Annotated in this window: 22 protein-coding genes; 14 read left to right on the forward strand and 8 right to left on the reverse strand. The window is 39.5% G+C overall.

The features are described from left to right. Nucleotides 1-79: 79 nt before the first annotated feature. Entirely contained in the window at nucleotides 80-1,099 is a 1,020-nt protein-coding gene (gene truD / locus X781_RS01690) for a tRNA pseudouridine(13) synthase TruD (protein ID WP_025235263.1), read from the reverse strand. Between the two features lie 151 nt (nucleotides 1,100-1,250). Between truD and tpiA the strand changes: the two genes are divergently transcribed. Next, complete coding sequence (gene tpiA / locus X781_RS01695; protein WP_006251116.1) at nucleotides 1,251-2,042, forward strand: triose-phosphate isomerase; 792 nt, start codon at nucleotides 1,251-1,253, stop codon at nucleotides 2,040-2,042. A gap of 74 nt (nucleotides 2,043-2,116) precedes the next feature. Here the strand turns inward: tpiA and X781_RS01700 are convergent, their stop codons facing one another. The 7 genes from X781_RS01700 to X781_RS01730 form a co-directional block, all read right to left on the reverse strand. Then, the gene (locus X781_RS01700; protein WP_025235264.1) at nucleotides 2,117-2,587 is read right to left on the reverse strand and encodes a DUF986 family protein; all 471 of its coding nucleotides are present in this window, start codon (nucleotides 2,585-2,587) and stop codon (nucleotides 2,117-2,119) included. Between the two features lie 97 nt (nucleotides 2,588-2,684). Continuing rightward, nucleotides 2,685-3,521: a PTS mannose transporter subunit IID gene (locus X781_RS01705; RefSeq protein WP_025235265.1), complete on the reverse strand. Its 837-nt coding sequence runs from the start codon at nucleotides 3,519-3,521 to the stop codon at nucleotides 2,685-2,687. A 13-nt stretch (nucleotides 3,522-3,534) separates the two neighbouring features. Further along, nucleotides 3,535-4,335 (reverse strand): PTS mannose/fructose/sorbose transporter subunit IIC, encoded by an 801-nt coding sequence (locus X781_RS01710; RefSeq protein WP_025235266.1) that lies wholly within the window; start codon nucleotides 4,333-4,335, stop codon nucleotides 3,535-3,537. Nucleotides 4,336-4,346: 11 nt separating this feature from the next. Further along, nucleotides 4,347-5,324 (reverse strand): PTS mannose transporter subunit IIAB, encoded by a 978-nt coding sequence (gene manX, locus X781_RS01715; RefSeq protein WP_025235267.1) that lies wholly within the window; start codon nucleotides 5,322-5,324, stop codon nucleotides 4,347-4,349. Nucleotides 5,325-5,638: 314 nt separating this feature from the next. Continuing rightward, nucleotides 5,639-7,915: a bifunctional glutamate--cysteine ligase GshA/glutathione synthetase GshB gene (gshAB, locus tag X781_RS01720; RefSeq protein ID WP_025235268.1), complete on the reverse strand. Its 2,277-nt coding sequence runs from the start codon at nucleotides 7,913-7,915 to the stop codon at nucleotides 5,639-5,641. Between the two features lie 162 nt (nucleotides 7,916-8,077). Beyond that, nucleotides 8,078-8,968: an archaetidylserine decarboxylase gene (gene asd / locus X781_RS01725; protein WP_025235269.1), complete on the reverse strand. Its 891-nt coding sequence runs from the start codon at nucleotides 8,966-8,968 to the stop codon at nucleotides 8,078-8,080. Nucleotides 8,969-9,146: 178 nt separating this feature from the next. Next, nucleotides 9,147-9,491 carry a ComEA family DNA-binding protein gene (locus tag X781_RS01730; RefSeq protein WP_025235270.1) on the reverse strand — a complete coding sequence of 115 codons (345 nt, stop codon included), beginning with the start codon at nucleotides 9,489-9,491 and terminating at the stop codon, nucleotides 9,147-9,149. Nucleotides 9,492-9,781: 290 nt separating this feature from the next. On the opposite strand from X781_RS01730, the gene X781_RS01735 reads away from it, so the two are divergent. From X781_RS01735 to gpsA, 13 genes are all read left to right on the forward strand, one after another. Continuing rightward, complete coding sequence (locus X781_RS01735; protein WP_025235271.1) at nucleotides 9,782-11,110, forward strand: LysM-like peptidoglycan-binding domain-containing protein; 1,329 nt, start codon at nucleotides 9,782-9,784, stop codon at nucleotides 11,108-11,110. Nucleotides 11,111-11,166: 56 nt separating this feature from the next. Next, nucleotides 11,167-11,586 carry an MliC family protein gene (locus X781_RS01740; protein WP_025235272.1) on the forward strand — a complete coding sequence of 140 codons (420 nt, stop codon included), beginning with the start codon at nucleotides 11,167-11,169 and terminating at the stop codon, nucleotides 11,584-11,586. 109 nt (nucleotides 11,587-11,695) lie between these two features. Continuing rightward, entirely contained in the window at nucleotides 11,696-12,733 is a 1,038-nt protein-coding gene (gene waaF, locus X781_RS01745; protein WP_038644082.1) for a lipopolysaccharide heptosyltransferase II, read from the forward strand. Between the two features lie 64 nt (nucleotides 12,734-12,797). Next, nucleotides 12,798-13,757 (forward strand): lipopolysaccharide heptosyltransferase RfaC, encoded by a 960-nt coding sequence (gene rfaC, locus X781_RS01750; protein WP_025235273.1) that lies wholly within the window; start codon nucleotides 12,798-12,800, stop codon nucleotides 13,755-13,757. Between the two features lie 120 nt (nucleotides 13,758-13,877). Next, complete coding sequence (rpsL, locus tag X781_RS01755) at nucleotides 13,878-14,252, forward strand: 30S ribosomal protein S12 (RefSeq protein WP_005708967.1); 375 nt, start codon at nucleotides 13,878-13,880, stop codon at nucleotides 14,250-14,252. Nucleotides 14,253-14,381: 129 nt separating this feature from the next. Next, entirely contained in the window at nucleotides 14,382-14,852 is a 471-nt protein-coding gene (rpsG, locus tag X781_RS01760) for a 30S ribosomal protein S7 (protein WP_025235274.1), read from the forward strand. Between the two features lie 96 nt (nucleotides 14,853-14,948). Next, nucleotides 14,949-17,051 carry an elongation factor G gene (gene fusA, locus X781_RS01765; RefSeq protein ID WP_025235275.1) on the forward strand — a complete coding sequence of 701 codons (2,103 nt, stop codon included), beginning with the start codon at nucleotides 14,949-14,951 and terminating at the stop codon, nucleotides 17,049-17,051. Between the two features lie 59 nt (nucleotides 17,052-17,110). After that, a complete protein-coding gene (gene tuf, locus X781_RS01770) occupies nucleotides 17,111-18,295 on the forward strand; it encodes an elongation factor Tu (protein WP_025235276.1) in 1,185 nt (394 codons plus the stop codon). A gap of 225 nt (nucleotides 18,296-18,520) precedes the next feature. After that, the gene (locus X781_RS11775; RefSeq protein ID WP_025235277.1) at nucleotides 18,521-21,544 is read left to right on the forward strand and encodes an autotransporter outer membrane beta-barrel domain-containing protein; all 3,024 of its coding nucleotides are present in this window, start codon (nucleotides 18,521-18,523) and stop codon (nucleotides 21,542-21,544) included. Between the two features lie 280 nt (nucleotides 21,545-21,824). Next, a complete protein-coding gene (tig, locus tag X781_RS01780; RefSeq protein WP_025235278.1) occupies nucleotides 21,825-23,123 on the forward strand; it encodes a trigger factor in 1,299 nt (432 codons plus the stop codon). A gap of 90 nt (nucleotides 23,124-23,213) precedes the next feature. Next, the gene (locus X781_RS01785; protein ID WP_025235279.1) at nucleotides 23,214-23,666 is read left to right on the forward strand and encodes a rhodanese-like domain-containing protein; all 453 of its coding nucleotides are present in this window, start codon (nucleotides 23,214-23,216) and stop codon (nucleotides 23,664-23,666) included. A gap of 21 nt (nucleotides 23,667-23,687) precedes the next feature. Then, entirely contained in the window at nucleotides 23,688-24,191 is a 504-nt protein-coding gene (gene secB / locus X781_RS01790; protein ID WP_025235280.1) for a protein-export chaperone SecB, read from the forward strand. A gap of 95 nt (nucleotides 24,192-24,286) precedes the next feature. Beyond that, on the forward strand, nucleotides 24,287-25,297 hold the full coding sequence (gene gpsA / locus X781_RS01795; protein ID WP_025235281.1) for an NAD(P)H-dependent glycerol-3-phosphate dehydrogenase: 1,011 nt from the start codon (nucleotides 24,287-24,289) through the stop codon (nucleotides 25,295-25,297). Nucleotide 25,298 lies beyond the last annotated feature (1 nt).

The following is a 25,298-nucleotide window of genomic DNA, read 5'->3' on the forward strand; positions in this document are numbered from 1 at the left end:
TAAAAGTGTAAAAAGCGGTAAGATTTTAAGAAAGTTTTGCAAATTGCAAAAAATCTTATAAATCTAACCGCTTGTAGATTTAAACTTCATTCTCTTCCGATAAACGTATTAACTCTCGCACCAATCCTGTTGCATAGCTACCTGAATCTAAAAAGAATTTTAATCTTAATCCATCTGTCTCAAATTGCCATTCGAGATCTTTAGGTTTGCAGATCATTGCTCGGCGGGCAGTGCTCATTCGCTCTTTTTTCATTAATTCCACTAGATCGGAGTGTTGTTCAATAATTGCTTTTTCGGGTTGGTTGCTTTCCAACTCAAGCGATTTTTCACCAATGAGAGGAGCGGTGAGTAACACATCAAAGTGAGCTAAGCGATCTTGGGTTTCGGCAATTTCATCTTGTTTTACGCAGAAAAAACTATTTGAGCCGGCAAGCTGAACGTAATCATTTTCTAGCACTTGGTTCATCAAACCATCTGCAATACGTTGGGAAACGACTAAATTAAATACTTCAGAGCGGGCAGCGGAAAGGTAGAAACTGCGTTTTTTGCGATCTTTTACCGTAATCTCACCCTTAGCCCAACGTAACGCTTGGGTTAAATTATGACCGTCTCGCCCGAAACGTTGTTCGGTAAAATAATTGGGGAATCCGACCGCTTGTATTTGCTGTAAGCGATGAGTTAGGTTATCGCTTTCTTTGACATCACGCAGCAATAACTCAAAATAATTGCCGGCAAGTGAGCCAACGCGGATTTTGCGGTTGTGGCGAGTAACCTCTAAAATTTCCACACCTTCACATTCAAAAGTAGAGAAATCAGGTGTTTCTTTGCCTGCCAAATGCAAGCAGAACCATTGCTCGGTAACGGCGTGGCGGTCTTTTAAGCCTGCGTAGCTCATCTCTCGCTCAGAAATTCCGACAAATTTTGCTAATTTTTCGCCGACAAAGAGAGTGTTTGCATTGGTTTTACGAATTTTAACTGCCACAAACTCTCCCTCGCCAGTCAGTTCATAGCCCAATTCTTCACGCACGATAAAGTCGGCAAATTCAGCTTTTAAACGCCCTTGGGTTTGAGGGGCAGAGTATAAATAGTTTAGTTGCATTGTTTTTTGCTCATTAGAAATAGATTTACTAATTATACGTTAAACCTTTCGATCTAGATCAGAAAAAGCGAATAAAAACCACAAAACGCTTTCAAAATTTGATATAGTTCACAACGATTTATATTTAAATTCAATTTATAGGAGAAACAAAATGGCACGTCGTCCACTGGTAATGGGTAACTGGAAATTAAACGGTGATAAAGCGTTTACCAAAACCTTAATTGCAGATTTAAAAGCAGAATTACACGGCGTTGAAGGCTGTGATGTAGCAATTGCTCCACCGGTAATGTATTTGGCTCACGCTGAAGCATCACTTGCAGGTTGTGGCTGTGGTTGCAGCGATAAAGGCTTAATTGCATTAGGTTCACAAAATGTTGATGTGAATGTGAAAGGTGCATTCACAGGCGATATTTCCCCTGAAATGTTAAAAGAGTTTGGTGCAAAATACATCATTATCGGACATTCAGAGCGTCGTACTTACCATAAAGAGAGCGATGAATTTATCGCCCAAAAATTCAAAGTGTTAAAAGATGCAGGTTTAGTGCCGGTGTTATGTATCGGTGAATCTGAAGCGGAAAACGAAGCAGGCAAAACCGAAGAAGTGTGTGCACGTCAAATTGATGCAGTAATCAACGCACACGGTGTTGAAGCATTCAACGGTGCAGTTATTGCTTACGAACCAATCTGGGCGATCGGCACAGGCAAATCTGCGACTCCGGCACAAGCTCAAGCAGTACATAAATTCATCCGTGATCACATCGCAGCAAAATCACAAGCGGTAGCAGACCAAGTGATTATTCAATACGGCGGTTCAGTAAACGATGCAAATGCGGCAGAATTATTTACTCAACCAGACATTGACGGTGCATTAGTGGGCGGTGCTTCACTGAAAGCTCCGGCATTTGCGGTTATCGTGAAAGCAGCGGCAGCAGCGAAAGCATAATTGCATTTTTAATATTACAAGCGGTTGTTTTTCTCATATTTTTTGCAAAATGTTTGAGAAAAACAACCGCTTTGCTATTTTCTATATCCACCAAAAAAGTTTACCACAGATTGAAGATCATTTTCGTTTTCGGGGCAGGCAAGTAACCTTCTTCCTCCGTGTAAATCAATGACGAGGACTTTTTCACGAGAATTTATTTCAGCTATATTTATTTGGTAAATTCTAGTGTAATGAAAATAAACGTTGGCAAAGAAAAATCCATTTTGTTTGAGTAAAAGACGTGGTGCACGAAAAAATGCTAAATAGACGGCTAAAATAACGCAAGTGCTAAGTAGATAGAGGGTAAATACTGAAATTTGATTTTGAATGCCATAGCTAATAGATAGTATGATTAAACCAATTAATAACCAACTATCAATAGCTTTTTGTTTTTTGAGTATGACAGTGAGTTTTGTTTCGCCTTTAAGTTTATTCATTAGGATTTGATCGTAAATAGCAAAACTAAAGCTAAGTAAAATAAAGAAAAAAAGAATCGCATTTGTCATAATGTCTGAATAGTGGGAAAATGTAGATAGAAATTATAAAAAACCGCTTGAAGATCAAGCGGTCATTTTTGAGAGAAATTTTACATATTGGTATTATTTAAGCTAATGCACCTGTTGCAGCACCTAAAATACCAATGACAAAGAATCCTAGAATAATCCAAATTGCATTAACACGGTTGCGAAGTAGCCACATACAAGCAAAGGTTAAAAGCAACGGTAGTAAACCCGGCATTAAGCTGTCTAAGATGCTTTGAACGGTGGTAATTTCGGTTGTACCATCTTGTTTTTGAATTGTAGAAAGTACAAGCGGAACATTGATGCTGGTCCATTTTTGGACTAAAGCCCCCATAATAAACAGACCTAAAATTGAAGCACCTTCGGTTAATTTTTGTAGTAAACCTCCGCTCATATCTTGTACAACATCTAATCCTTTTTTATAGCCATAAACTACACCATAATAGCGGCTTGCTAAGCGGACAATATTAAATAAAACAAAGAATAAAATTGGACCTAAAAGTTCGCCTTTTAACGCTAAACCTGCCCCTAATGCAGCAAAGACGGGGCGAACGGTTCCCCAGAAGATAGGATCACCTACACCTGCTAAAGGACCCATCAGACCAACTTTAATCCCGTTAATTGCGGCATTATCGATCTCTTTACCATTAGCTCGCTCTTCTTCCATCGCAATAGTTACACCTAAAATAGGGGCACCAACAAATGGCTGAGTGTTAAAGAATTCAGAGTGGCGTTTAATAGCTTCTTTACGAGCAGGGTCATTTGGATCGGGATATAAGCGTTTGATGACCGGTACCATCGCATAAGCAAAGCCTAAAGCCTGCATACGCTCAAAGTTCCACGAACCTTGGAATAAGTTTGAACGACGTACAACGGCATTCAAATCGCTTTTTGTTACTTTTTTGATTTCGGTTGTCATATTGAATGCCCTCTTAGTCTAAACGGTTGTCTAAATCATTTTTCGGTGTGGTAGTTACTACTACTTGTTGGCTTTTATTGTATTTGGGGTGCATATGGATATACAGCATTGCAATTACAGTACCTAGTACACCAAGTGCTACAAGGTTAAAATCAGTAAAACCTGCAATCACAAAACCGGCAAAGAAGAACGGCATTAAATGACCTGCACGCATCATATTAATCACCATCGCATAACCGACTACGGCAATAAAGCCACCTGCAATTTTGAGCCCTGTTGTTACAACTTCAGGAATAGCGTTTAACATCGTTTGTACTGCATCTGTACCTGCTGTTAGAGCAACAATTAATGCTGGAATAGCAATACGCATTGCTTGTAAGAGTAATGCACCACGATGTAGCCAATCTAAGCGGTTTAAGTTACCATCTTCTATTGATTTATCCGCTGCGTGTTGGAAGCCAACAGTGATAGCTCGTACAATATAAGTTAATACTTGACCTGCTGCTGCAAGTGGGATTGCAATAGCAATACCTGTTGAAATATCTTGTTTACCAACAATGACAAGAATGGTTGAAACAATAGAGGCAAGAGCTGCATCAGGAGCAACTGCTGCACCAATGTTCATCCAGCCTAATGCTAATAGTTCTAATGAACCACCTACAATAACACCAGTTGTAACATCGCCTAACACTAATCCTATCATCGTACAAGCGATCAGCGGACGGTGAGTTTGCCATTCATCAAGAATTGAGCCCATACCGGAGATACAGGCAACGAGGAATAAAAGCACAATTTGTAATGCTGAGAGTTCCATATTGATTTCCTTTAGATTAAATTATGTTTTTTTAATAAATCCATCATATATTGACGGCTATCACTTGAGACTTTACGTACTTCCAACTCAACACCTTTTGTGTCAATAGCTTTGAAAGCCTCAATATCCTTCTGATCAACGGCAACAGCGTGGCTGACCATTTTTTTCCCTTCTTTATGAGAAATGCCTCCAACATTAATGGACGTAAGCGGAACACCACCTTCGATAAGTTCCAGCACATCGCTAGGATTAGTGAAGAGAAGCATCACTCTGTCATCTGCATATTCAGGATTGTTATAGACACGGATCATTTTAGGTACATCAACAACGTGTGCCGTAACACCAAGAGGAGCTACACTTTTTAACATTGTTGTGCGAACGCTATCTTTTGCAACACCCTCATTTACGACAATAATACGATTTACCTTGCTTTCTTTTGTCCAAACAGTTGCTACTTGTCCGTGAATTAGACGATCATCAATACGGGCAAGAGCAATAGTCATTCGGCGACCATCATCGACAATTTCAGATTGTTGGGTAACAGATGTTTCTTGTTCTTGAGTTGGAGTAGTTGCTTGAGCAACCTCAGGTTGATGGTTTAATGAACGAATGCCTGTTGAGCCAGCTTCTAATGCTACTTCAACAAGCTCTTCTAGTGATTCAACATCATCACGAGCCATACAGGTATTGACTAACATTGGGATATTAACACCGGCAACAACATCCATTCCTGTTTTACCATCTTGGAAGCGATTAGCCGCGTTGAAGGGGCTTCCTCCCCACATATCCACAAGAAATAGAACTTGATCACAATGTGATAATGGTCCATCAATTAATGTTTGGTATTTACCCATAATAGTTTCTGCATTTTCACCGGGAACAAAGTTAATGTATGCCACATCTTCTTGCTCACCAATTAACATCTCCGTCGTTTTGAGGAGTTGTTCTGCAGCAACACCATGGGTTGCTATAATAATAGCAATGCTCATTTGTTACTCCTTAGAGGTATTTAGGTTATTACTGGAGTGTGATTTTAATATGATAATTATTTCACGCAATGTATTAATTATGGAAGTGTGATCTATATCACATATAAAGATATTTTTTGTTTGTTAATTAGCTTTATTGTGATTTATTTATAACATTTTAATAACAAAACGTTACTGGTATTCTTTCGTTTTGTTATATGCTCATTCTTTATTTGGAGTGATTTTGTGCGAAGTAAAATATAATTGGAGTGCTGATGTATAAATAAAGAGCCATTGATTAATCAACGGCTCCTCTTGAATAGATAATAAGAATTTTAATTACTTATTTCCGGAAACAGCATTTTAATTACTGCTTTGGTTAAACGGCGAGATTTCCCTTGATATGGGAAAATATGCATCATCATCATTGGATTGAAGTTGGCTTCAATTACGCCCCAAGAGTTGAGATGTGGCTCGGCAGGTTTTGTGAGATCTGGAATAATTAGATCGACACCGCAGACTTTTGCTCCCATAGCGTGAGCAATTCCTACCGCAATTTGTTTATAGCTCTCGTGCATTTGATCGGTCATATCAATCGAATCACCACCGGTACTAATGTTGGAATTGGCACGCAGCTGAACGGTTTGACCTTTCGCCGGCACGGAATTTACCGTTAAGCCTTGCTCTTTCAATTGTAATTGTTCGATTTCGCCCAAAGCGATTTTTTTCAACGGACTGCGTGAACCGTCCCCTCGTAGCGGATCGTCATTTTTCAGCTCAACCAATTCTTTGACGGAATGCACGCCGTCTCCTATCACATTGGCAGGCACACGCAAAAGTACGGCTAAGGTTTCATCGCCCAGCACGAAGAAACGGTATTCTGTGCCGACCAAATAATCTTCTACCATCACTTCTTTATCTTCACGGAATGCAATTTCCACCGCTTTTGCAAAATCCTCCCGATTTTTCACCGCTTGCTGGAAAATGGTAATACCTAAACCGTAATTGGTCGATTTTGGCTTAATCACTACTGCCTTACCTTCAAACAGTGGATAGTGAGCCACAGCCTCTTCAAGTGTGGTAAATTCAACACTTTTCGGTACATTAAAGCCAGCTTTTGCCAATACTTTTTTCGTTACCACTTTGTTTTCCATAATGAGTGGCGAAATATATTGATCGTGGCTGGTCATATTGCCGTTTTTCACATATTCCAAATGATCGCCAAATTTCAGGGCAAGGAATTGATCGTTTTCGTCCAATAATTCCGTGCTAATGCCTTGTTGAATCAAATCAAAGAATAACGCTTGAGTGGACAGCTCCATATTATCAAATGCCGACAACGCATAAAAACGCTCAAAGGCTTGGGCTTTGTATTCTTGAGCGAGTTTTGCTCCTAGTGCTTTATAGTTACCGAATTGTTCGATGGCTTTTAGTAAACGTCCATTAACTGTTTTCGTTGGATCAGCAAACTGAGCTAATTTTTCACGCACAAGAGCAAGTCTTTCTTCATTTGAACCAAGATCTTCTAACATCGCTAAAATATGCTTTAAAATCACCTCACCTTCGGTACGGAAAGCGGTTTCCGCTCTTGGATCTTCGAGAGCTACTTGGTAAAGTTTCTGTTTGCCTATTTCTACCTCTTTTTGACCGCTTGCTTCCTCTAGCCACAACATTCCCAACAAGAATGTGTGGATAAATTTCGCATCTTCCAACGTAATGCCGTAAGGGGAGAAAGGGTTGAGATCAAATAGACGGAACTCGGCATATTTCACCCCATTTTCTAATAAATCACGGGCTTTTTTACCGCCACGTAAACGCACATTTGAGTAGAACTCTTTTTCCGCAATCAGCAACCCTTTCGCCACCTGATCCTCAAGGCTTTCCACATAGCTTTCAAGGCTATCGTGATTGACCTGAACATCAGCTGAATTGACATAACCATAAGGGCTTGAACGCAAGCTACGTACTAATTGCCCCGTTGCAAGCGGTGATTTTTCGTAAAAATATTGCGATTCCACCGTTGGCGTGGCAGCAAGCAAGTAGAGCAAGATCCACTGATAACGCAAGAAGTTATTCGCCAACTTCATATAAAGTGCGTTTTGGTAGGTTTTTAGATCCGAGTATTCCGTTTGCAATGCAAAGGCTTTTTGCACAAATTCCGGCGAAAGTTGGAAGTTATAATGCACACCGCTAACCATCTGCTTATATTTGCCGTAGGTAGCAGACAGATGTTCACGATATTTCACATCCTCGGGGTTATCAAATTGTGCTTCTTGAATCAGGTCTTCCGGCGGTAAACCGGCAGGCATACTTAAAGGAAAAATGTACTCATCTTCCGGCAAAGAGCGTAAAACTACCTCGTGTATTGCCGATAACCAACGAAAACTATCTTCTAATTTCGCATTTGGAGGAGTGATAAGTTCTAACTGGCTTTCTGCAAAATCAGTTTGAATATAAGGGTGGTAAGAACGATTGCCAAATACGGCTGGATGTGGAGTGGTAACAATATTACCAAAGATATCAACACGTTGGCTCTCTTTTTCTAAACCAAAATTTCCTTGTTGAAACAGTAATCCTAAATGATTTTCTCGGATAAGTTGTTGTAGCTTCATTATCTATCCTTATTTAATTTATAAATCGGTAGAACAATAGCATAAATGAAAGGCTTAGTGAAATAGTAGGTTTTATTTTATTGGAATGAGCTAGATGATTTGGTTATGAAAAAGCCCTTTAAAGCTAAATAGTATATTCAGTTTTAAAGGGCTAATGAGTATTTAAATCAGTCTACCTAATTCTTCTCCCATTCGAGTTTTCATTCCTGCAATCAAGGCTGGGTTGAGATGTACCTTTCCTTTCGGGAAAAGGTTAATTACCGTTGAGCCTAAACGGAATGCACCCATTTCCTCACCTTTTCGTAATTTAATCGCTTTTTCACCTTCGGTTTCATAGTTCCAAACGACTACTTCATCAGCTCGAGGTGGGTTAATCACACCTGCCCAAACGGTACTCATACTTGCAGTAACGGTGGCACCCACTAAAATTTGTACCATTGGTCCGAATTCGGTATCAAATTCACAAATTACACGTTCGTTGCGAGCAAATAAGTTTGGAACGTGTTCCGCTAAAAATGGATTTACCGAATATAATTCACCCGGTACATAAATCATTTTACGTAAGGTGGAATCGCACGGCATATGCACACGGTGGTAATCACTTGGCGATAAATAAGTGGTAATAAATGTGCCGTCTTTAAATTTTGCCGCCATTTCTTCATCATTAGCTAATAAGGTTTCTAACGTAAAGTGATGACCTTTTGCTTGTAATAAGCGGTTATCAGAAATTTCGCCTGACTCGCTTACTTTACCGTCTGCTGGAAGGCAAATAGTATTTAAATCATTATTAATAGGACGAACGCCCTTTTTTAATTCACGAATAAAAAATTCGTTAAATGTAGCGTAATCTGAAGGCTCGGTTTTTACCGCTTCAGATAAATTCACTTTGTACTGCTTGGCAAATAATTTAATAATGAAATGAGTAACTGCTCCCCATTTTTGTTCCGCTAACCAACCTGCGGTTCTGGTAATTGCTAACTGTGGCAATAAGTAATGCAGAGCAATTTTTACACGCTGTAAATAAGTCGGAGTAGGGTATGATTTTAATTGCATTGCGTTTTCCTTTTTTTGATTAAAAACTGAAGTCTGTTTTTAAATGAGGGCGAAGTATAGCAAATACAATGCAAAATAGATAAAAAAATTAAAGATGTTGAAGTGGCTACAAAGAAAAAACAGATAGGGGCTTTGTAGTTTTGCCCACTTCAACATATCCTTGGCTGCTACTAAAACCTTACTCTAAAACAATATTAGCTCGATTTTTCTCTAAGGTTGCTTGCCCGATGCCGGATACTTCGGTTAGCTGTTCCACGCTTTTGAAATTGCCGTTTTTGGTACGGTAATCGACAATTGCTTGGGCTTTTTTGGCACCGATGCCAACTAATTTATCTTGAATTTCCGCAGCTGTTGCAGTGTTGATATTGACCGTATTAGTACTGGTTTGAATTTGAGTAGTCGTTTGCTCCACCTCTTGCGCAGGTACTGTTTCTGCCACTTTAGCGGTTTCAGCGGTTTGTGCCAAGCTGTAAGAAGACAAACCCAGTAACAAACTTAAACTTAGTGCTTTGATGATTTTCATAGGCTTTCCTTTTGGTTGTGAAAATTCGAGGAGAAGAGTAAAAGTGAATTAAAATGACGGCAAGTAGCAAAAATGAATTTTTCGACACAGATCGAAAAAATAGAAAAAGCTAAACTTATTAGCTTGCATTTGGTCTGAAATTAAGCGAGATTACAACAATTTGCAAAAAATTTATGAAAAATGACCGCTATATTGTGTAAATTTATTCAAATAAATTCAAATAAACCGTGAATTGATTTAGAATAACGACATTTTTATATGAATTAACTCCCATTATTTTTGGAATAAATATGACACAAAATAACTTTCGTAAAGAGCCTGTTTTTGGCGAACCTTTAACTCCTACTCAAGAAAATGAAAAGGTAGAGTCAGCTCAAATAGAATCTCAACATAACAATAAACCTTATGTTTCTCTACATTCAACAAAAGCACCTGCTCATACATTTACGCCAATTATGAAAAGACCTGATGCGACAGTGGAAGATAAAACAGCAGATGTATTTACAGCTAAATCAACAAAAGAATTTCAATTTACCCCTAGCTCAGAGAATACGGAGAGAGTATTGAATGATGTGGAAGAAAATATCTCTGTAGAAACTACATCAGCAATAACGACTAAACCTATTGAAATAAGTGAAAAAGTAGAACCTGAAGCGGTTAAGCCTGCTCAAGAAAGTTTTACTACTGAGCGTATTATTCCAAATGCAGCAGCAACTGCAGCAGGGGCAACCTTAGCAGCTACGGCAGCTGTGGCGACTGCAAAAACAAAAGATATTAAAGCGAAAATGCCACCTAAAACACGTCGTTTATTATTAGTAGCATTATTAGGTTTAGCATTATTAGTGTTATTTTTCCTATTAAAACCAAGTACGCCTGAAACGGTGGAAGAGTTGCAATCGCAACAAGGTGGTAGTTTACCAATTGAGTTCCGTCCGGTAGATGAGGCAGAAGCAAAACGAGCGGAAGAACAAGCTCGTGCGGAGCAAGAAGCAGCTAAAGCACAAGAACAGGCTCAAGCTCAAGAAACTCAGTCGCAAGCACAACAAGAGGCAACAGCTGCAGTAGCACCAAGTCAAACTGAACAACTGGCTTCTAATCAAGTGCAAAATAATCAGCCACAGGCAACACAAGCTCCTGTTGCTGAGCAACCTGTAGCAGTTAAGCCTGTTCAGAATAAACCTGTAGTTGCACAGCCTGCAATCAAGCCAAAAACAGAGGGTAGCGTAATATTCCAACCTGAAACTACTCCAAAACAGCAGCCTAAAGCTGAGCGTGTTGTAGTACAGGCACAAAAAGAGCCGGCAAAAGTAGTGGCTAAACCGGCAGAAAAAGTACCTGTAAAATCTGAAGTAGCTAAAACAAATACAGCTTCGGCAGCAGTATCTACTAAAACAATGACAGTGCCAAAAGGTGTATCGTTAATGCAGGTATTCCGTGATAATAATTTAAATATCTCAGATGTGAATGCGATGAGTAAAGTAAATAATGTAGTAAGTAATTTAAAAGTGGGTGAACGAGTAACTGTTCATTTAGATAAAAATAACCGTGTGGTTGAAATGAGCATTGGCTCAGGTGGTAAATTTACACGCCAAGCAAACGGTAGCTATACTTTTAAATAATGAGGAAATAAGAGCAACGCTACAAGCGTTGCTTCTTTGTTTTTAAGGAGGAGTATATGAACTTATTTTCCAAATCCTATAAATTTATTGTTTTGGCGGTATTAGTAGGCTCTTTAGCAGCTTGTACAACCGAGATTATTCCGCCTGTTGAGCAAGTTGAAAAAGTACAAAAAGTGGCAGAACCTGCTAAAACTGTGATTAAGCAGGTCGAGAAAGCGACAGAAATCAATCTATATCTTTGTAAAAACAATAAAAAAGTTGAGGTTGAACGCCAAAGAGTTACAAGGAATACAACAAAAAAAGAAACTATTATGGTTAATTTTCAAGGTTCGACTCATCAACTTTCCCCTGCAGTAACCAAAGATGGTAAAAAATACACGAATATTCGCTGGACGTGGCACGAAATGCGTAATGGCAAAGCATTTTTATATAATACAACGAAAAAAAATCTTGCTGAAAATTGTGTAAAACAATAACAAGCGAGAACAAAAAGCATCGCTTTTTGGGCGTTGGCTTTGCCAATTGCAGCGAAGCTGTGAACAATCCTTACAAGGATTGTTAATGATTTTTAAGAGAATTTTGCAAATGAATATTTTAGTTATCGGTCCTTCTTGGGTGGGGGATATGATGATGTCTCATTCACTCTATCAACAACTTAAAGTGCAATATCCAAATTGTCAAATTGATGTAATGGCTCCGGATTGGTGTCGTCCGCTGTTAGCTCGAATGCCTGAAGTACGGAAAGCCATTTCAATGCCGATTGGGCACGGTTCATTTCGCCTATGTGAGCGTTATCAACTCGGAAAATCATTGAGAAATCAATATGATATGGCAATAGTGTTACCAAATTCATTGAAATCTGCCTTTATTCCGTTTTTTGCGAAAATTGCAACACGTCGAGGCTGGAAAGGCGAAAGTAGATATTTCTTCTTAAATGATCTTCGCTCAAATAAAAATGATTATCCGATGATGGTTCAACGCTATGTTGCGTTAGCCTTTGAACAAGGTGCTATTCCTCACGCTGAACAATTGCCGATTGCTTACCCTTACTTGAAAACCGATAGTCAAGAAATTGAGCAAACCAAAGCAAAATTTGAGAAGCAATTAAGTTATGCGGAAAATCGTCCAGCTATTGGCTTTTGTCCAGGTGCGGAATTTGGGCCTGCCAAACGCTGGCCACATTACCACTATGCAGCACTTGCTAAAATGTTGATTGAACAAGGCTATTCTGTGCGTTTATTTGGCTCAAAAAAAGATGAAGAAGCTGGTGAACAAATCCGCTTATCTCTACCTGAAAACTTACAACGTTATTGCTTAAATTTAGCCGGGCAAACGGATTTAAACCAAGCGGTAGATTTAATTGCCGATTGCCAAGCGGTTGTGAGTAACGATTCGGGGTTGATGCATATTGCTGCTGCCCTAAATAAACCGTTGGTTGCCCTCTACGGTCCAACCAGCCCACAATATACGCCGCCACTGGCTAAAAATGCGGTGATTATCCGCTTGATTGAAGGTGGGTTAATTAAAATCCGCAAAGGCGATGGAGCAGAAGGGTATCATCAAAGTTTGATTGATATTGAGCCGCAAATGGTAATAGGAAAACTCCAAGCATTATTAGCATAAACTCACTACAAGCGGTCGTTTTTGTAAATTTTTTTGTAAAAATCACCGCTTGTTATTTATCAAAATGAAAGTTCTAATTGTAAAAACCTCCTCAATGGGCGACGTATTACACACTTTGCCTGCCTTAACTGATATGCAAAATACAATTCCTAATTTGAGTGTAGATTGGGTTGTTGAAGAAAATTTTGCTGAAATTCCGACTTGGCATCCTATTGTTAATAAAATTATTCCTGTCGCCATTCGTCGTTGGCGAAAAAATTTATGTAAGCGTTCTACTTGGATAGAGTGGCAACATTTTTTGCAAGAACTGAAAAGTGAGCAATATGATGCTGTGATTGATGCTCAAGGGCTTATCAAAAGTGCTGTGCTAGTTACTCGCCAAGCCTACGGTAAAAAGTTTGGCTATGACAAAAACTCAGCTCGTGAAGGGCTGAGTAGCCTATTTTATGATGAAAAATTTGCTATTCCTTACCAACAGCACGCAGTAGAGCGAATTAGAAAATTATGTGCAAAATCATTAGGTTATACCTTGCCTGAGGCACAAGGTAATTACTGCATTGCACAATATTTTGCAAAAAATCAGTCGAAAAAGACCGCTTACGTTATGCTCATTCACGCGACAACTCGTGCGGATAAACATTGGAGAGAGGAGTATTGGGCGGATATTGTAAAAGAGCTTGCTAAGCAAAATATTGAAGTGCGGTTAGCTTGGGGGAATCAAACTGAAAAAGAACGAGCGGAACGTTTAGCTAAGGTGATGGGTAATGTTGTGGTTCTCCCTAAAATGGGATTAACAGAATTAGCAACGCAGATTGTGGGAGCTAAAGCGGTAGTGTCGGTGGATACAGGGTTAAGTCATTTGGCGGCAGCTTTAGACAAACCCAATGTGATTTTATACGGAGCAACCGATCCTAAATTAATCGGAGCTTACGGTCAAAATCAATATTATCTAAAAGCCGATAAAATGGAAAATATTAAACCTTTACAAGTACTAGAAAAATTAATGCCGTTGATTAACAAATAATCATTGTTAATCTTTTACTGTGCTTGACTTTTATCCGTAACCAATTTAAAATTTACCGTCCTTTCGTGTGAAAGGATATTTTTAATTTTATTTTTAATAATTTTAACTGGAGCTTTTTTAATGGCAACTATCAACCAATTAGTACGCAAACCGCGTGTGAAAAAGGTTGTAAAAAGCAACGTTCCTGCATTAGAGGCTTGCCCGCAGAAACGTGGCGTGTGTACTCGTGTATACACTACTACACCTAAAAAACCGAACTCAGCATTACGTAAAGTATGTCGTATTCGTTTAACAAATGGCTTTGAAGTAACTTCATACATCGGTGGTGAGGGTCATAACCTTCAAGAACACAGCGTTGTATTAATCCGTGGCGGTCGTGTTAAAGACTTACCGGGTGTGCGTTACCACACTGTACGCGGTGCATTAGACTGTGCTGGCGTTAAAGATCGTAAACAAGGTCGTTCTAAATACGGCGTTAAACGTCCTAAATCTTAATGGTTCTCCGTTGAGTAAGGCCAAACGTCTAAATTTTAATATTTAAACCATAAACTCCAGTCAATATGCCTTAGGCACATTAGATGAGTTTTGGATATCCTGAAGATTTAATATACGGAGAAATTTCCAATGCCACGTCGTCGTAGTATTGAACCACGCAAAATTCTTCCAGATCCGAAGTTCGGTTCAGAATTACTTGCAAAATTTATTAACGTTTTAATGGTAGATGGTAAAAAATCTACTGCAGAAAAAATCGTTTACGGTGCATTAGAAGCTTTAGCACAACGTTCTGGTAAAGAAGCGTTAGAAGCATTCGAAATCGCATTAGATAACGTACGTCCAACTGTTGAGGTTAAATCTCGCCGTGTGGGTGGTTCTACTTACCAAGTGCCGGTAGAAGTTCGCCCAACTCGTCGTAACGCTTTAGCTATGCGTTGGATTGTAGAAGCAGCTCGCAAACGTGGTGACAAATCAATGGCATTACGTTTAGCTAACGAATTATCAGATGCGGCAGACAACAAAGGCTCAGCAGTGAAAAAACGTGAAGACGTTCACCGTATGGCTGAAGCTAACAAAGCGTTTGCTCACTTCCGTTGGTAATCGTTTAAGCAAACTTTTTCAAGGCTTCATCCAAATCTGCGATGAAGCCTTACCCTTATTAAGAATTTCAATTTAAACCCAAAAGGTAAGAAATAAATGGCTCGTCAAACCCCTATTGAAAGATACCGTAACATCGGTATCAGTGCACACATCGACGCGGGTAAAACAACGACTTCTGAACGTATCCTTTTCTATACAGGTGTTAGCCACAAGTTAGGTGAAGTTCACGATGGTGCTGCAACAATGGACTGGATGGAACAGGAACAAGAACGTGGTATTACTATTACTTCTGCTGCAACAACTGCATTCTGGTCAGGTATGTCTAAACAGTATCCACAACACCGTATCAACGTTATCGATACTCCGGGACACGTTGACTTTACTATCGAAGTAGAACGCTCAATGCGTGTTCTTGATGGTGCGGTAATGGTTTACTGTGCAGTAGGTGGTGTTCAACCACAATCTGAAACTGTATGGCGTCAAGCAAATAAATACCAAGTTCCACGTATTGCGTTCGTAAACAAAATGGACCGTACCGGTGCTAACTTCCTACGTGTTGTTGACCAAATCAAAACTCGTTTAGGTGGTAACTCAATCGCATTACAACTTCCAATCGGTGCTGAAGAAAACTTCAAAGGTGTTGTTGATTTAATTAAAATGAAAGCAATCAACTGGAATGAAGCCGATCAAGGTATGACATTTACTTATGAAGATATTCCAGCAGATATGTTAGATGCTTGTGAAGAGCGTCGTGCAATGTTAGTTGAAGCTGCAGCTGAAGCATCTGAAGAGTTAATGGAAAAATTCTTCTCTGGTGAAGAATTAACCGAAGAAGAAATCAAAGCAGCATTACGTCAACGCGTATTAGCAGGTGAAGTAATCCCTGTATGCTGTGGTTCTGCATTCAAAAACAAAGGTGTTCAAGCAATGCTTGATGCGGTAATTGATTACTTACCGGCACCAACTGATATTCCTGCAATTAAAGGTATCAATGAAGATGAAACTGAAGGTGAACGTCACGCAAGCGATGATGAGCCATTTGCTTCATTAGCATTCAAAATTGCAACTGACCCATTCGTAGGTAACTTAACTTTCTTCCGTGTTTACTCAGGTGTAATTAACTCTGGTGATACTGTTTACAACTCAGTAAAACAAAAACGTGAACGTTTTGGTCGTATCGTACAGATGCACGCAAACAAACGTGAAGAAATCAAAGAAGTTCGTGCGGGCGATATCGCAGCTGCAATCGGCTTAAAAGATGTTGGTACTGGTGATACATTATGTGCAATCGATGCACCAATCATCCTTGAGCGTATGGAATTCCCAGAGCCGGTAATCTCTGTTGCGGTAGAACCAAAAACTAAAGCTGACCAAGAGAAAATGGGCTTAGCGTTAGGTCGTTTAGCACAAGAAGACCCTTCATTCCGTGTTCATACTGATGAAGAATCTGGTGAGACTATCATCTCTGGTATGGGTGAGTTACACTTAGACATCATCGTTGATCGTATGAAACGTGAATTCAAAGTGGAAGCGAACATTGGTAAACCACAAGTATCTTACCGTGAAACTATCCGCACTCGTGTTAACGATGTGGAAGGTAAACACGCAAAACAATCTGGTGGTCGTGGTCAATATGGTCACGTTGTAATCGACTTATACCCATTAGATGCGGAAGGTCCGGGTTACGAATTTGTGAACGAAATCAAAGGTGGTGTAATCCCTGGTGAATACATTCCAGCAGTTGATAAAGGTATCCAAGAGCAACTTAAATCTGGTCCATTAGCGGGTTACCCGGTAGTTGATTTAGGTGTGCGTTTACACTTCGGTTCATACCACGATGTTGACTCATCTGAGTTAGCGTTTAAACTTGCTGCATCATTAGCATTTAAAGCTGCGTTTGCAAAAGCAAGCCCGGTATTACTTGAGCCAATTATGAAAGTTGAAGTGGAAACTCCACCAGACTACGTGGGTGATGTAATCGGAGACTTAAGTCGCCGTCGTGCTATGGTTAACGGTCAAGAAGCGAACGAGTTCGTTGTTAAAATCAATGCTGAAGTTCCACTTTCAGAGATGTTTGGTTATGCAACAGACTTACGTTCACAAACTCAAGGTCGTGCATCATACTCAATGGAACCTTTAAAATATGCTGAAGCACCGAAAAACGTTGCTGATGCTATTATTGAAGCTCGTAGAAAATAATTTGTTTAACCTGAGCCATAGCAATAGGGCTGTGGCTCATTTTTTAGGAAGATATTAAAGTGTCTAAAGAAAAATTTGAACGTACAAAACCGCACGTGAACGTAGGTACAATCGGCCACGTTGACCATGGTAAAACAACTTTAACAGCAGCAATTACAACTGTATTATCAAAACACTTCGGTGGTGCAGCTCGTGCATTCGACCAAATCGATAACGCACCGGAAGAAAAAGCTCGTGGTATCACCATCAACACTTCACACGTTGAATACGATACAGCAACTCGCCACTACGCACACGTTGACTGCCCGGGACACGCGGACTATGTTAAAAATATGATTACCGGTGCGGCACAAATGGACGGTGCTATCTTAGTAGTAGCAGCAACAGACGGTCCAATGCCACAAACTCGTGAGCACATCTTATTAGGTCGCCAAGTAGGTGTTCCATACATCATCGTATTCTTAAACAAATGCGATATGGTTGATGACGAAGAGTTATTAGAATTAGTTGAAATGGAAGTTCGTGAACTTCTTTCTCAATACGACTTCCCGGGCGATGACACTCCAATCGTACGTGGTTCAGCATTACAAGCATTAAACGGCGTTGCTGAGTGGGAAGAGAAAATCCTTGAGTTAGCAAACCACTTAGATACTTATATCCCAGAGCCGGAGCGTGCGATTGATAAGCCATTCTTATTACCAATCGAAGACGTATTCTCAATTTCTGGTCGTGGTACAGTAGTAACAGGTCGTGTTGAGCGTGGTATCATCCGTACTGGTGATGAAGTTGAAATCGTAGGTATCAAAGATACAACAAAAACAACAGTAACCGGTGTTGAGATGTTCCGTAAATTATTAGACGAAGGTCGTGCGGGTGAGAACGTTGGTGCATTATTACGTGGTACTAAACGTGAAGAAATCGAACGTGGTCAAGTATTAGCGAAACCGGGTTCAATCACTCCACACACAGACTTCGAATCAGAAGTTTACGTATTATCAAAAGAAGAAGGTGGTCGTCATACTCCATTCTTCAAAGGTTACCGTCCACAGTTCTACTTCCGTACAACGGACGTAACAGGTACTATCGAGTTACCAGAAGGCGTAGAAATGGTAATGCCTGGCGATAACATCAAAATGACTGTAAGCTTAATTCACCCAATCGCGATGGACGAAGGTTTACGCTTTGCTATCCGTGAAGGTGGTCGTACAGTAGGTGCGGGCGTTGTAGCGAAAATCATCAAATAATTTGATCTAGATTCAGTTAATATTAAAAGCATGCTGTAAGGCATGCTTTTTTTGTTAAACTATTGTTTGTATACTTTGTATACTTTGTATACTTTGTATACTTTGTATACTTTGTATACTTTGTATACTTTGTATACTTTGTATACTTTGTATACTTTGTATACTTTGTATACTTTGCAGTATACTTCACTTTACTTGTATATAGCAATCTTAGGTAAATTAAGTATGAAAAATTTTAAACTTTCCTTGGCAACAAAGCTGGTTACTGCAGCTCTTGCTTCATGTTATGTTCTTCCCACTTATGCTGAAATCTCCACAACTGTAGAGACAGGTGAGAATGGCTATAAAAAAACAACTATTAAAGATACTGATGCTGATTCATTAGAAGTTATCGTAAGTGGCGATCAGGGACCATATCGTAAAAGTCTTAATTTAGGCTCCGCTAAACATCTGGTATTACGTAATTCTGCTCACTTAGATAGCCCTGATTATAAAGCCTTTTCAAATGGGAAACCAATTCAATCTATTGAAATAGAAAATAGTGGTAAATTAATTTCTTCTGGAAGCCGACCTACTAGCAGTATTGATTATCAATGGACGACGGTAACAGATCGCTTTTCTGTAGTGAATACCGGTGAAATTAGCACAACCGGTTCGGGTTACAATGAAAATGCTATTATAGTAAACGGAAGTAAAGATACGGTTTATGAGATTAAAAATCTGGGCAGTAATTCACTTATTTCTGCGAAGACTATAGCAGTTAGCTTAAAAAACGGGCAAAGTGCCACGCTCTTAAATGAAGGAACTATTCATGCTCCTACTGCTGTTAATTTTGCTTCTTTGCAAGAAACGCTACTAGAAAATACAGGTACAATTGATGGAAATATTTACGGTAGTAGTGGTAAGGATCATTTAATTTCTAGCTCAGGTAAAATTATCGGCAATGTTTTTATGAATGATGGGAGTGATGAGGTTACCTTATCTAATACAGATATAAGTAAACTGAAAATACTAAATGGTGATTCTAGATTTACTAGCGCTCCTACATATGATGAAGTTTCTGATGTAGTTAATGTATTGAATTTGAACCAAAAAATAGATGCTTATACGATGTGGGGAGGCAAGGAGCAAGCAGGTACGGAAATCATAAATTGGCATAATATTAATATTGGACGTGAAGGACATTTAAATTTAACAAATGGTCTAGAACTAAATAATGGTAAGGAGGTTGGTCCGCTTGCGAGACCTACGAAAACTAATGGAAATATCCTCACTAATAATGGTATTGTTACTTTAACTCCATCATTCAATTCTGTTTGGACTTGGATAGGTTATGATAAAATTGTTAATAATGGCATTATTGATTTAAATAAGGGCGACAGTAAGCCAAACAATAAACTTGCCTTAAATGGTAATTACATTGGTGAACAAAATGCTAAATTAATTGTGGATAGCGAATGGAATAATCCTGATGTGCAGCAAAATGATCAACTTATTATTAGAGGAAATGCATTAGGTAACACAAATATTGAAGTAAAAGATCGTATTTCTGGTGATGTTCTTCGTGAAAAAGTTGAGAAAAATGGAAATTGGCAGAATCCTATAGTTATCATTGAGAAAGGTGATAATGGTAATAATGTGTTTACCGGTAAAGCAAATACTCAAGGTGCGGAAGAAGCTCAAATTGCTCGCCGCATTAATCCCACTACGGGCTTTGCTGAATATACTTGGGTTTTAGATGCATTGCCACCAGAGCCTGAACCGCAACCACAGCCTGAGCCTCAGCCACAGCCACAACCTCAGCCTGAGCCACAACCTCAGCCTGAGCCACAACCTCAGCCTGAGCCACAACCTCAGCCTGAGCCGCAACCTCAACCTGAGCCGCAGCCTCAACCTGAGCCGCAGCCTCAACCTGAGCCGCAGCCTCAACCTGAGCCACAGCCTCAACCTGAGCCACAGCCTCAACCTGAGCCACAGCCTCAACCTGAGCCGCAACCTCAACCTGAGCCGCAGCCTCAACCTGAGCCACAGCCTCAACCTGAGCCGCAACCTCAACCTGAGCCGCAACCTCAACCTGAGCCGCAACCTCAACCTGAGCCGCAGCCTCAACCTGAGCCGCAGCCTCAACCTGAGCCGAAGCCTCAACCTGAGCCGCAACCTCAACCTGAGCCGCAACCTCAACCTGAGCCGCAACCTCAACCTGAGCCGCAACCTCAACCTGAGCCACAGCCTCAACCTAAGCCTGAGCCGCAGCCTCAACCTGAGCCGCAACCCCAACCTAAATATGCTATTTATAAAGCAACTACCTCAGGTTATCTCCAAACTAATTGGATAAACCAAGAGATGGGAATTGAGCAACTTGGTCGTTTATATGAGCGAGTGGGTGAAAGAGCTCCACAAAATGCAGATACTCGTATCTTAAATAGTTGGGGGAGAGTAGGATTTAATAAAAACCTTACTCAAGGTAAACATCGTTTTGGTTTTGAAGCTGATCAGCGTTTAGTTCAAGTAGGGCAAGATATTGCAATTACTGAATCTGATTCAGGATATGCTCGACACGGTTTAATGCTGAGTTATAGCTGGTCAAATAACGATTTTTATGACAAATATCGTGCGGAAAATGGTCGTGTTATTGATAATAAACACACCAGTTCTGGAAAAAGTAAAATGTTCTCTTTAGGTGCTTATAGAACTTTTTATGGCAATGATAACAGTTATTTAGATATTGTGGCTAACTTATCAAGACTAGAAAATAAATACTATGGTAAAAAAGTGTTACGCCAAACAGGGATAGGTGCTGGATTAAGTATTGAAATGGGTAAAGCTTACCCGATAATGGAAAAATGGAAAGTTGAGCCTCAAGTACAATTGAAAGCACAATATACCCATTTAAATAGCTTCTATGATGGTATTCATAACGTGAGTGGCGGAGATTATTTAACAATGCAGGGACGTTTAGGTTTACGTTTAACAAATGATTATCTGTATTTAGCAACTAATATAGTTCAAGATTTAACGCCAGCAAAAGCTTCTGTGAGAATTGGAACAACTTCATTAGAAGAGCGTTATACCCGTAGTCAATTTGAGGTAAGTTTAGGAAGTACTGTTCCGTTAAATGTAGCGAAGACGTTAACATTATATGGCGATATTAAATATAGTCATGCATTAGGGGGAAAACACAGAGTATTTAGTTCTCGTGGTAGCCGTGAAAGTTATAGTGGCCGTGTTGGTTTACGTTATCAGTGGTGATAGATTAACGGATGATACTAATAAAAATTAATTAGATTAATTTTGTTAAAAATCCTCGCTAACATTATTAGCGAGGATTTTTTATATATGTATGACATATCTTAAAAAAGACCGCTTGTAGAAAGTAACATTTACAAGCGGTTAAATTTTCTGATTTTTTTGCAGAAACAGTTCTATTTTCTCTACCTCTCAATGACTTTCTTCTCGACAGCTTCTCGATAGATCGCTACAATAGCCGTCTATTTGTATATCTTTTATATCCCTAAACCGAGGTTTAAGAATGTCATTTTCAATTGAAACATTAGAAGGCTTACAACGCCGCGTAACTATTAACGTACCAGCTGACAAAATCGAAGCAGCATACAAAGAACAATTAAAAGGCTATGCGAAAAACGCACGCGTAGATGGTTTCCGTAAAGGTAAAGTACCTCATTCAATCATCGAACAACGTTTCGGTATCGCTGCTCGTCAAGATGTATTATCTGATGAAATGCAACGTGCATTTTTTGAAGCGGTAATTGCAGAAAAAATTAATTTAGCAGGTCGCCCGACTTTCACACCAAACAACTACCAACCTGGTCAAGATTTTAGCTTCACAGCTGAATTTGAAGTATTCCCAGAAGTGGAATTAAAAGGTTTAGAAAATATTGAAGTTGAAAAACCAGTAGTAGAAATTTCTGATGCAGATTTAGACAAAATGGTTGATGTGTTACGCAAGCAACAAGCAACTTGGACAGAAAGCCAAGAGGCTGCAAAAGCTGAATCACGCGTAACAATTGATTTCGTTGGTTCTGTAGATGGCGAAGAGTTTGAAGGCGGTAAAGCATCTGACTTCGTATTATTTATGGGGCAAGGTCGTATGATCCCAGGCTTTGAAGATGGTATCGTCGGTCGCAAAGCAGGTGAGCAATTTGATATTGATGTAACTTTCCCGGAAGAATATCACGCTGAAAACTTAAAAGGTAAAGCAGCAAAATTTGCAATTACCTTGAAAAAAGTAGAAGAAATGGTATTGCCTGAATTAACAGAAGAGTTTGTGAAAAAATTCGGTAATGCAAAATCAGTTGAAGAATTACGTGCAGAAATCAAGAAAAATATGCAACGTGAGCTGAAAAATGCAGTAACTTCACGCGTTAAAACACAAGTAATCAATGGCTTAATCGCACAAAACGATGTTGAAGTGCCTGCTGCTGCAGTTGAAGAAGAAGTGAACGTGTTACGCCAACAAGCAGTTCAACGTTTCGGTGGTAAACCGGAAATGGCAGCACAATTACCGGCTGAGTTGTTTGAAGCAGAAGCGAAACGTCGTGTTCAAGTAGGTTTATTACTTTCTTCAGTAATCGCATCTAACGAATTGAAAGTAGATGAAAAACGTGTTGAAGATATGATTGCAGATATCGCATCAGCTTACGAACAACCGGCAGAAGTAGTTGCTCACTATGCGAAAAATCGTCAATTAACGGAAAATATTCGTAATGTTGTGTTAGAAGAGCAAGCTGTTGATGCAGTATTAGCGAAAGCGAAAGTAACTGAAAAAGCAATGTCATTTGACGAAGTAATGTCGCAACAAGCTCAATAATTTCCTTAAGGTGGGCTTATGTCCACCTTTTATTGCTTTTACAAGCGGTCAAAAAAGCCGCTTATTTTTCAATTTTAAGGGAATTAAATTATGGAACAGCTTACTTTTGCTCAGCAGTTACAGCAATTTTTCGCAAACCATACTATTATGGTGTTTGCGTGGGTAGCTTTATTTGTTGCAGTAATTTTCAGTTTTTATAAAAACGCAACCCGTAAATATACTATTGTGGATAACGCACAAGCCACTCAGCTTATTAATAAAGAAGACGCTGCGGTGATTGATTTACGTTCGGACGAAGAGTTTCGAGCAGGTCATATTATTGATAGTATTCACGTTTTACCTTCAGAATTAAAAGCAGGCAAAACGAATCAAATTGACAAATATAAAGATCGCCCTGTAATTTTAGTCGATATTAATGGTTTTACTTCAGGCGGTGTTGCTGATGCTATTGCTAAACAAGGTTTTAGCAAGCTTTATGTATTGAAAGAAGGTATTGCCGGCTGGCGTGCAGCAGGCCTACCAACAGTTAAGAAACATAAATAATCTATTTATTAAGGAAATTTTATGTCAGAAGAAAATCAAGTCTCTTCAACAGAAGAAGCTGCTCAAACTCCTTTCGAGCTTCAAATTCAACGTATTTATGTGAAAGATGTTTCATTTGAAGCTCCTAATTTGCCGACTATTTTCCATCAAGAGTGGAAACCACAATTAGGTTTTGAACTTGATACTGAAACCAAAGAGATTGGCGAAGATTTATATGAAGTAACATTACATATCACTGTTCAAACCACGTTAGAAGATAGTGGTGATGTGGCATTTATTTGTGAGGTAAAACAAGCCGGCGTGTTTACCATTAAAGGCTTAGAAGGTATTCAGCTTGCTCACTGCTTAGCATCGCAATGTCCGAATGTACTTTACCCTTATGCACGTGAGTTAATTTCAAGCCTGGTAAATCGCGGTACATTCCCTGCGTTAAATCTTTCTCCGGTAAATTTTGATGCGTTATTTATGGACTACCTCCAGCGTCAAGAACAAGAAGAAAGTGCAGAGCAGCCATTAGCTAACTAAGCATTTCAGAGAAATAGGTATGCACTGCATACCTATTTTTTTATCTACAAGCGGTTGTTTTTAATGATTTTTTTGCAAATGATTTGAGAAGATATATGAGAGAAGTTTATTCCGCACCAATCGCCGTATTAGGAGCTGGCTCTTACGGTACGGCACTAGCAATTGCCCTTTCTCGCAATGGTCATAAAACCTATTTATGGGGGCATAATCCGGCAAAAATGGCAGAGCTTGCTAAGGCTCGAATGAATCAAGACTTTTTGCCGGATATTGTTTTTCCTGAGGCGTTGGAAGTGGTTTCAGATTTATCAACAGCATTGCAAAATGTTAAAGATTTGCTCATTGTTGTGCCGAGCCACGTATTCTCTGATGTCTTAGTGCAGATTAAGCCTCTTTTATCTAAAGATCATCGTATTATGTGGGCAACTAAAGGGCTTGAGCGAGATACCGGGCGGTTATTGCAAACAGTAACGCAAGAAATTTTGGGAGACTCTTACCCACTAGCGGTGCTTTCTGGTCCAACTTTTGCAAAAGAACTTGCTGCAGGTTTACCAACCGCTATTTCACTTGCCTCTACCGATCCTGTATTTGCTGATGAAATGCAACAACGTATTCACTGTTCAAAGGCTTTTCGTGTTTACCTCAATAATGATATTGTCGGCGTGCAACTAGGCGGAGCAATTAAAAATGTGATTGCGATTGGTGCTGGTATTTCAGATGGAATGGGCTTTGGGGCAAATGCACGCACTGCCTTAATTACTCGTGGGCTTGCTGAAATTAGCCGTTTGGGAGTATCACTCGGGGCTGATCCAAAAACCTTCACCGGAATGGCAGGTTTAGGAGATTTAGTGCTAACCTGCACCGATAACCAATCCCGTAATCGTCGTTTTGGCTTAGCTTTGGGGCAAGGGAAATCGCCTGAAATTGCTATTCAAGAAATCGGGCAAGTCGTAGAAGGTTTTTACAATACCAAAGAAGCCTACTTGCTCGCTCAAAAACAAGGTGTTGAAATGCCGATAGTAGAGCAGATCTACCAAATGTTATTTGAGGGAAAAAATGCTCTAGATGTAGTTAAAACATTATTAGGACGTGAGCGAAAGGGAGAATAAT

The organism is Mannheimia sp. USDA-ARS-USMARC-1261 (assembly GCF_000521605.1).
GTDB lineage: Bacteria > Pseudomonadota > Gammaproteobacteria > Enterobacterales > Pasteurellaceae > Mannheimia > Mannheimia indoligenes.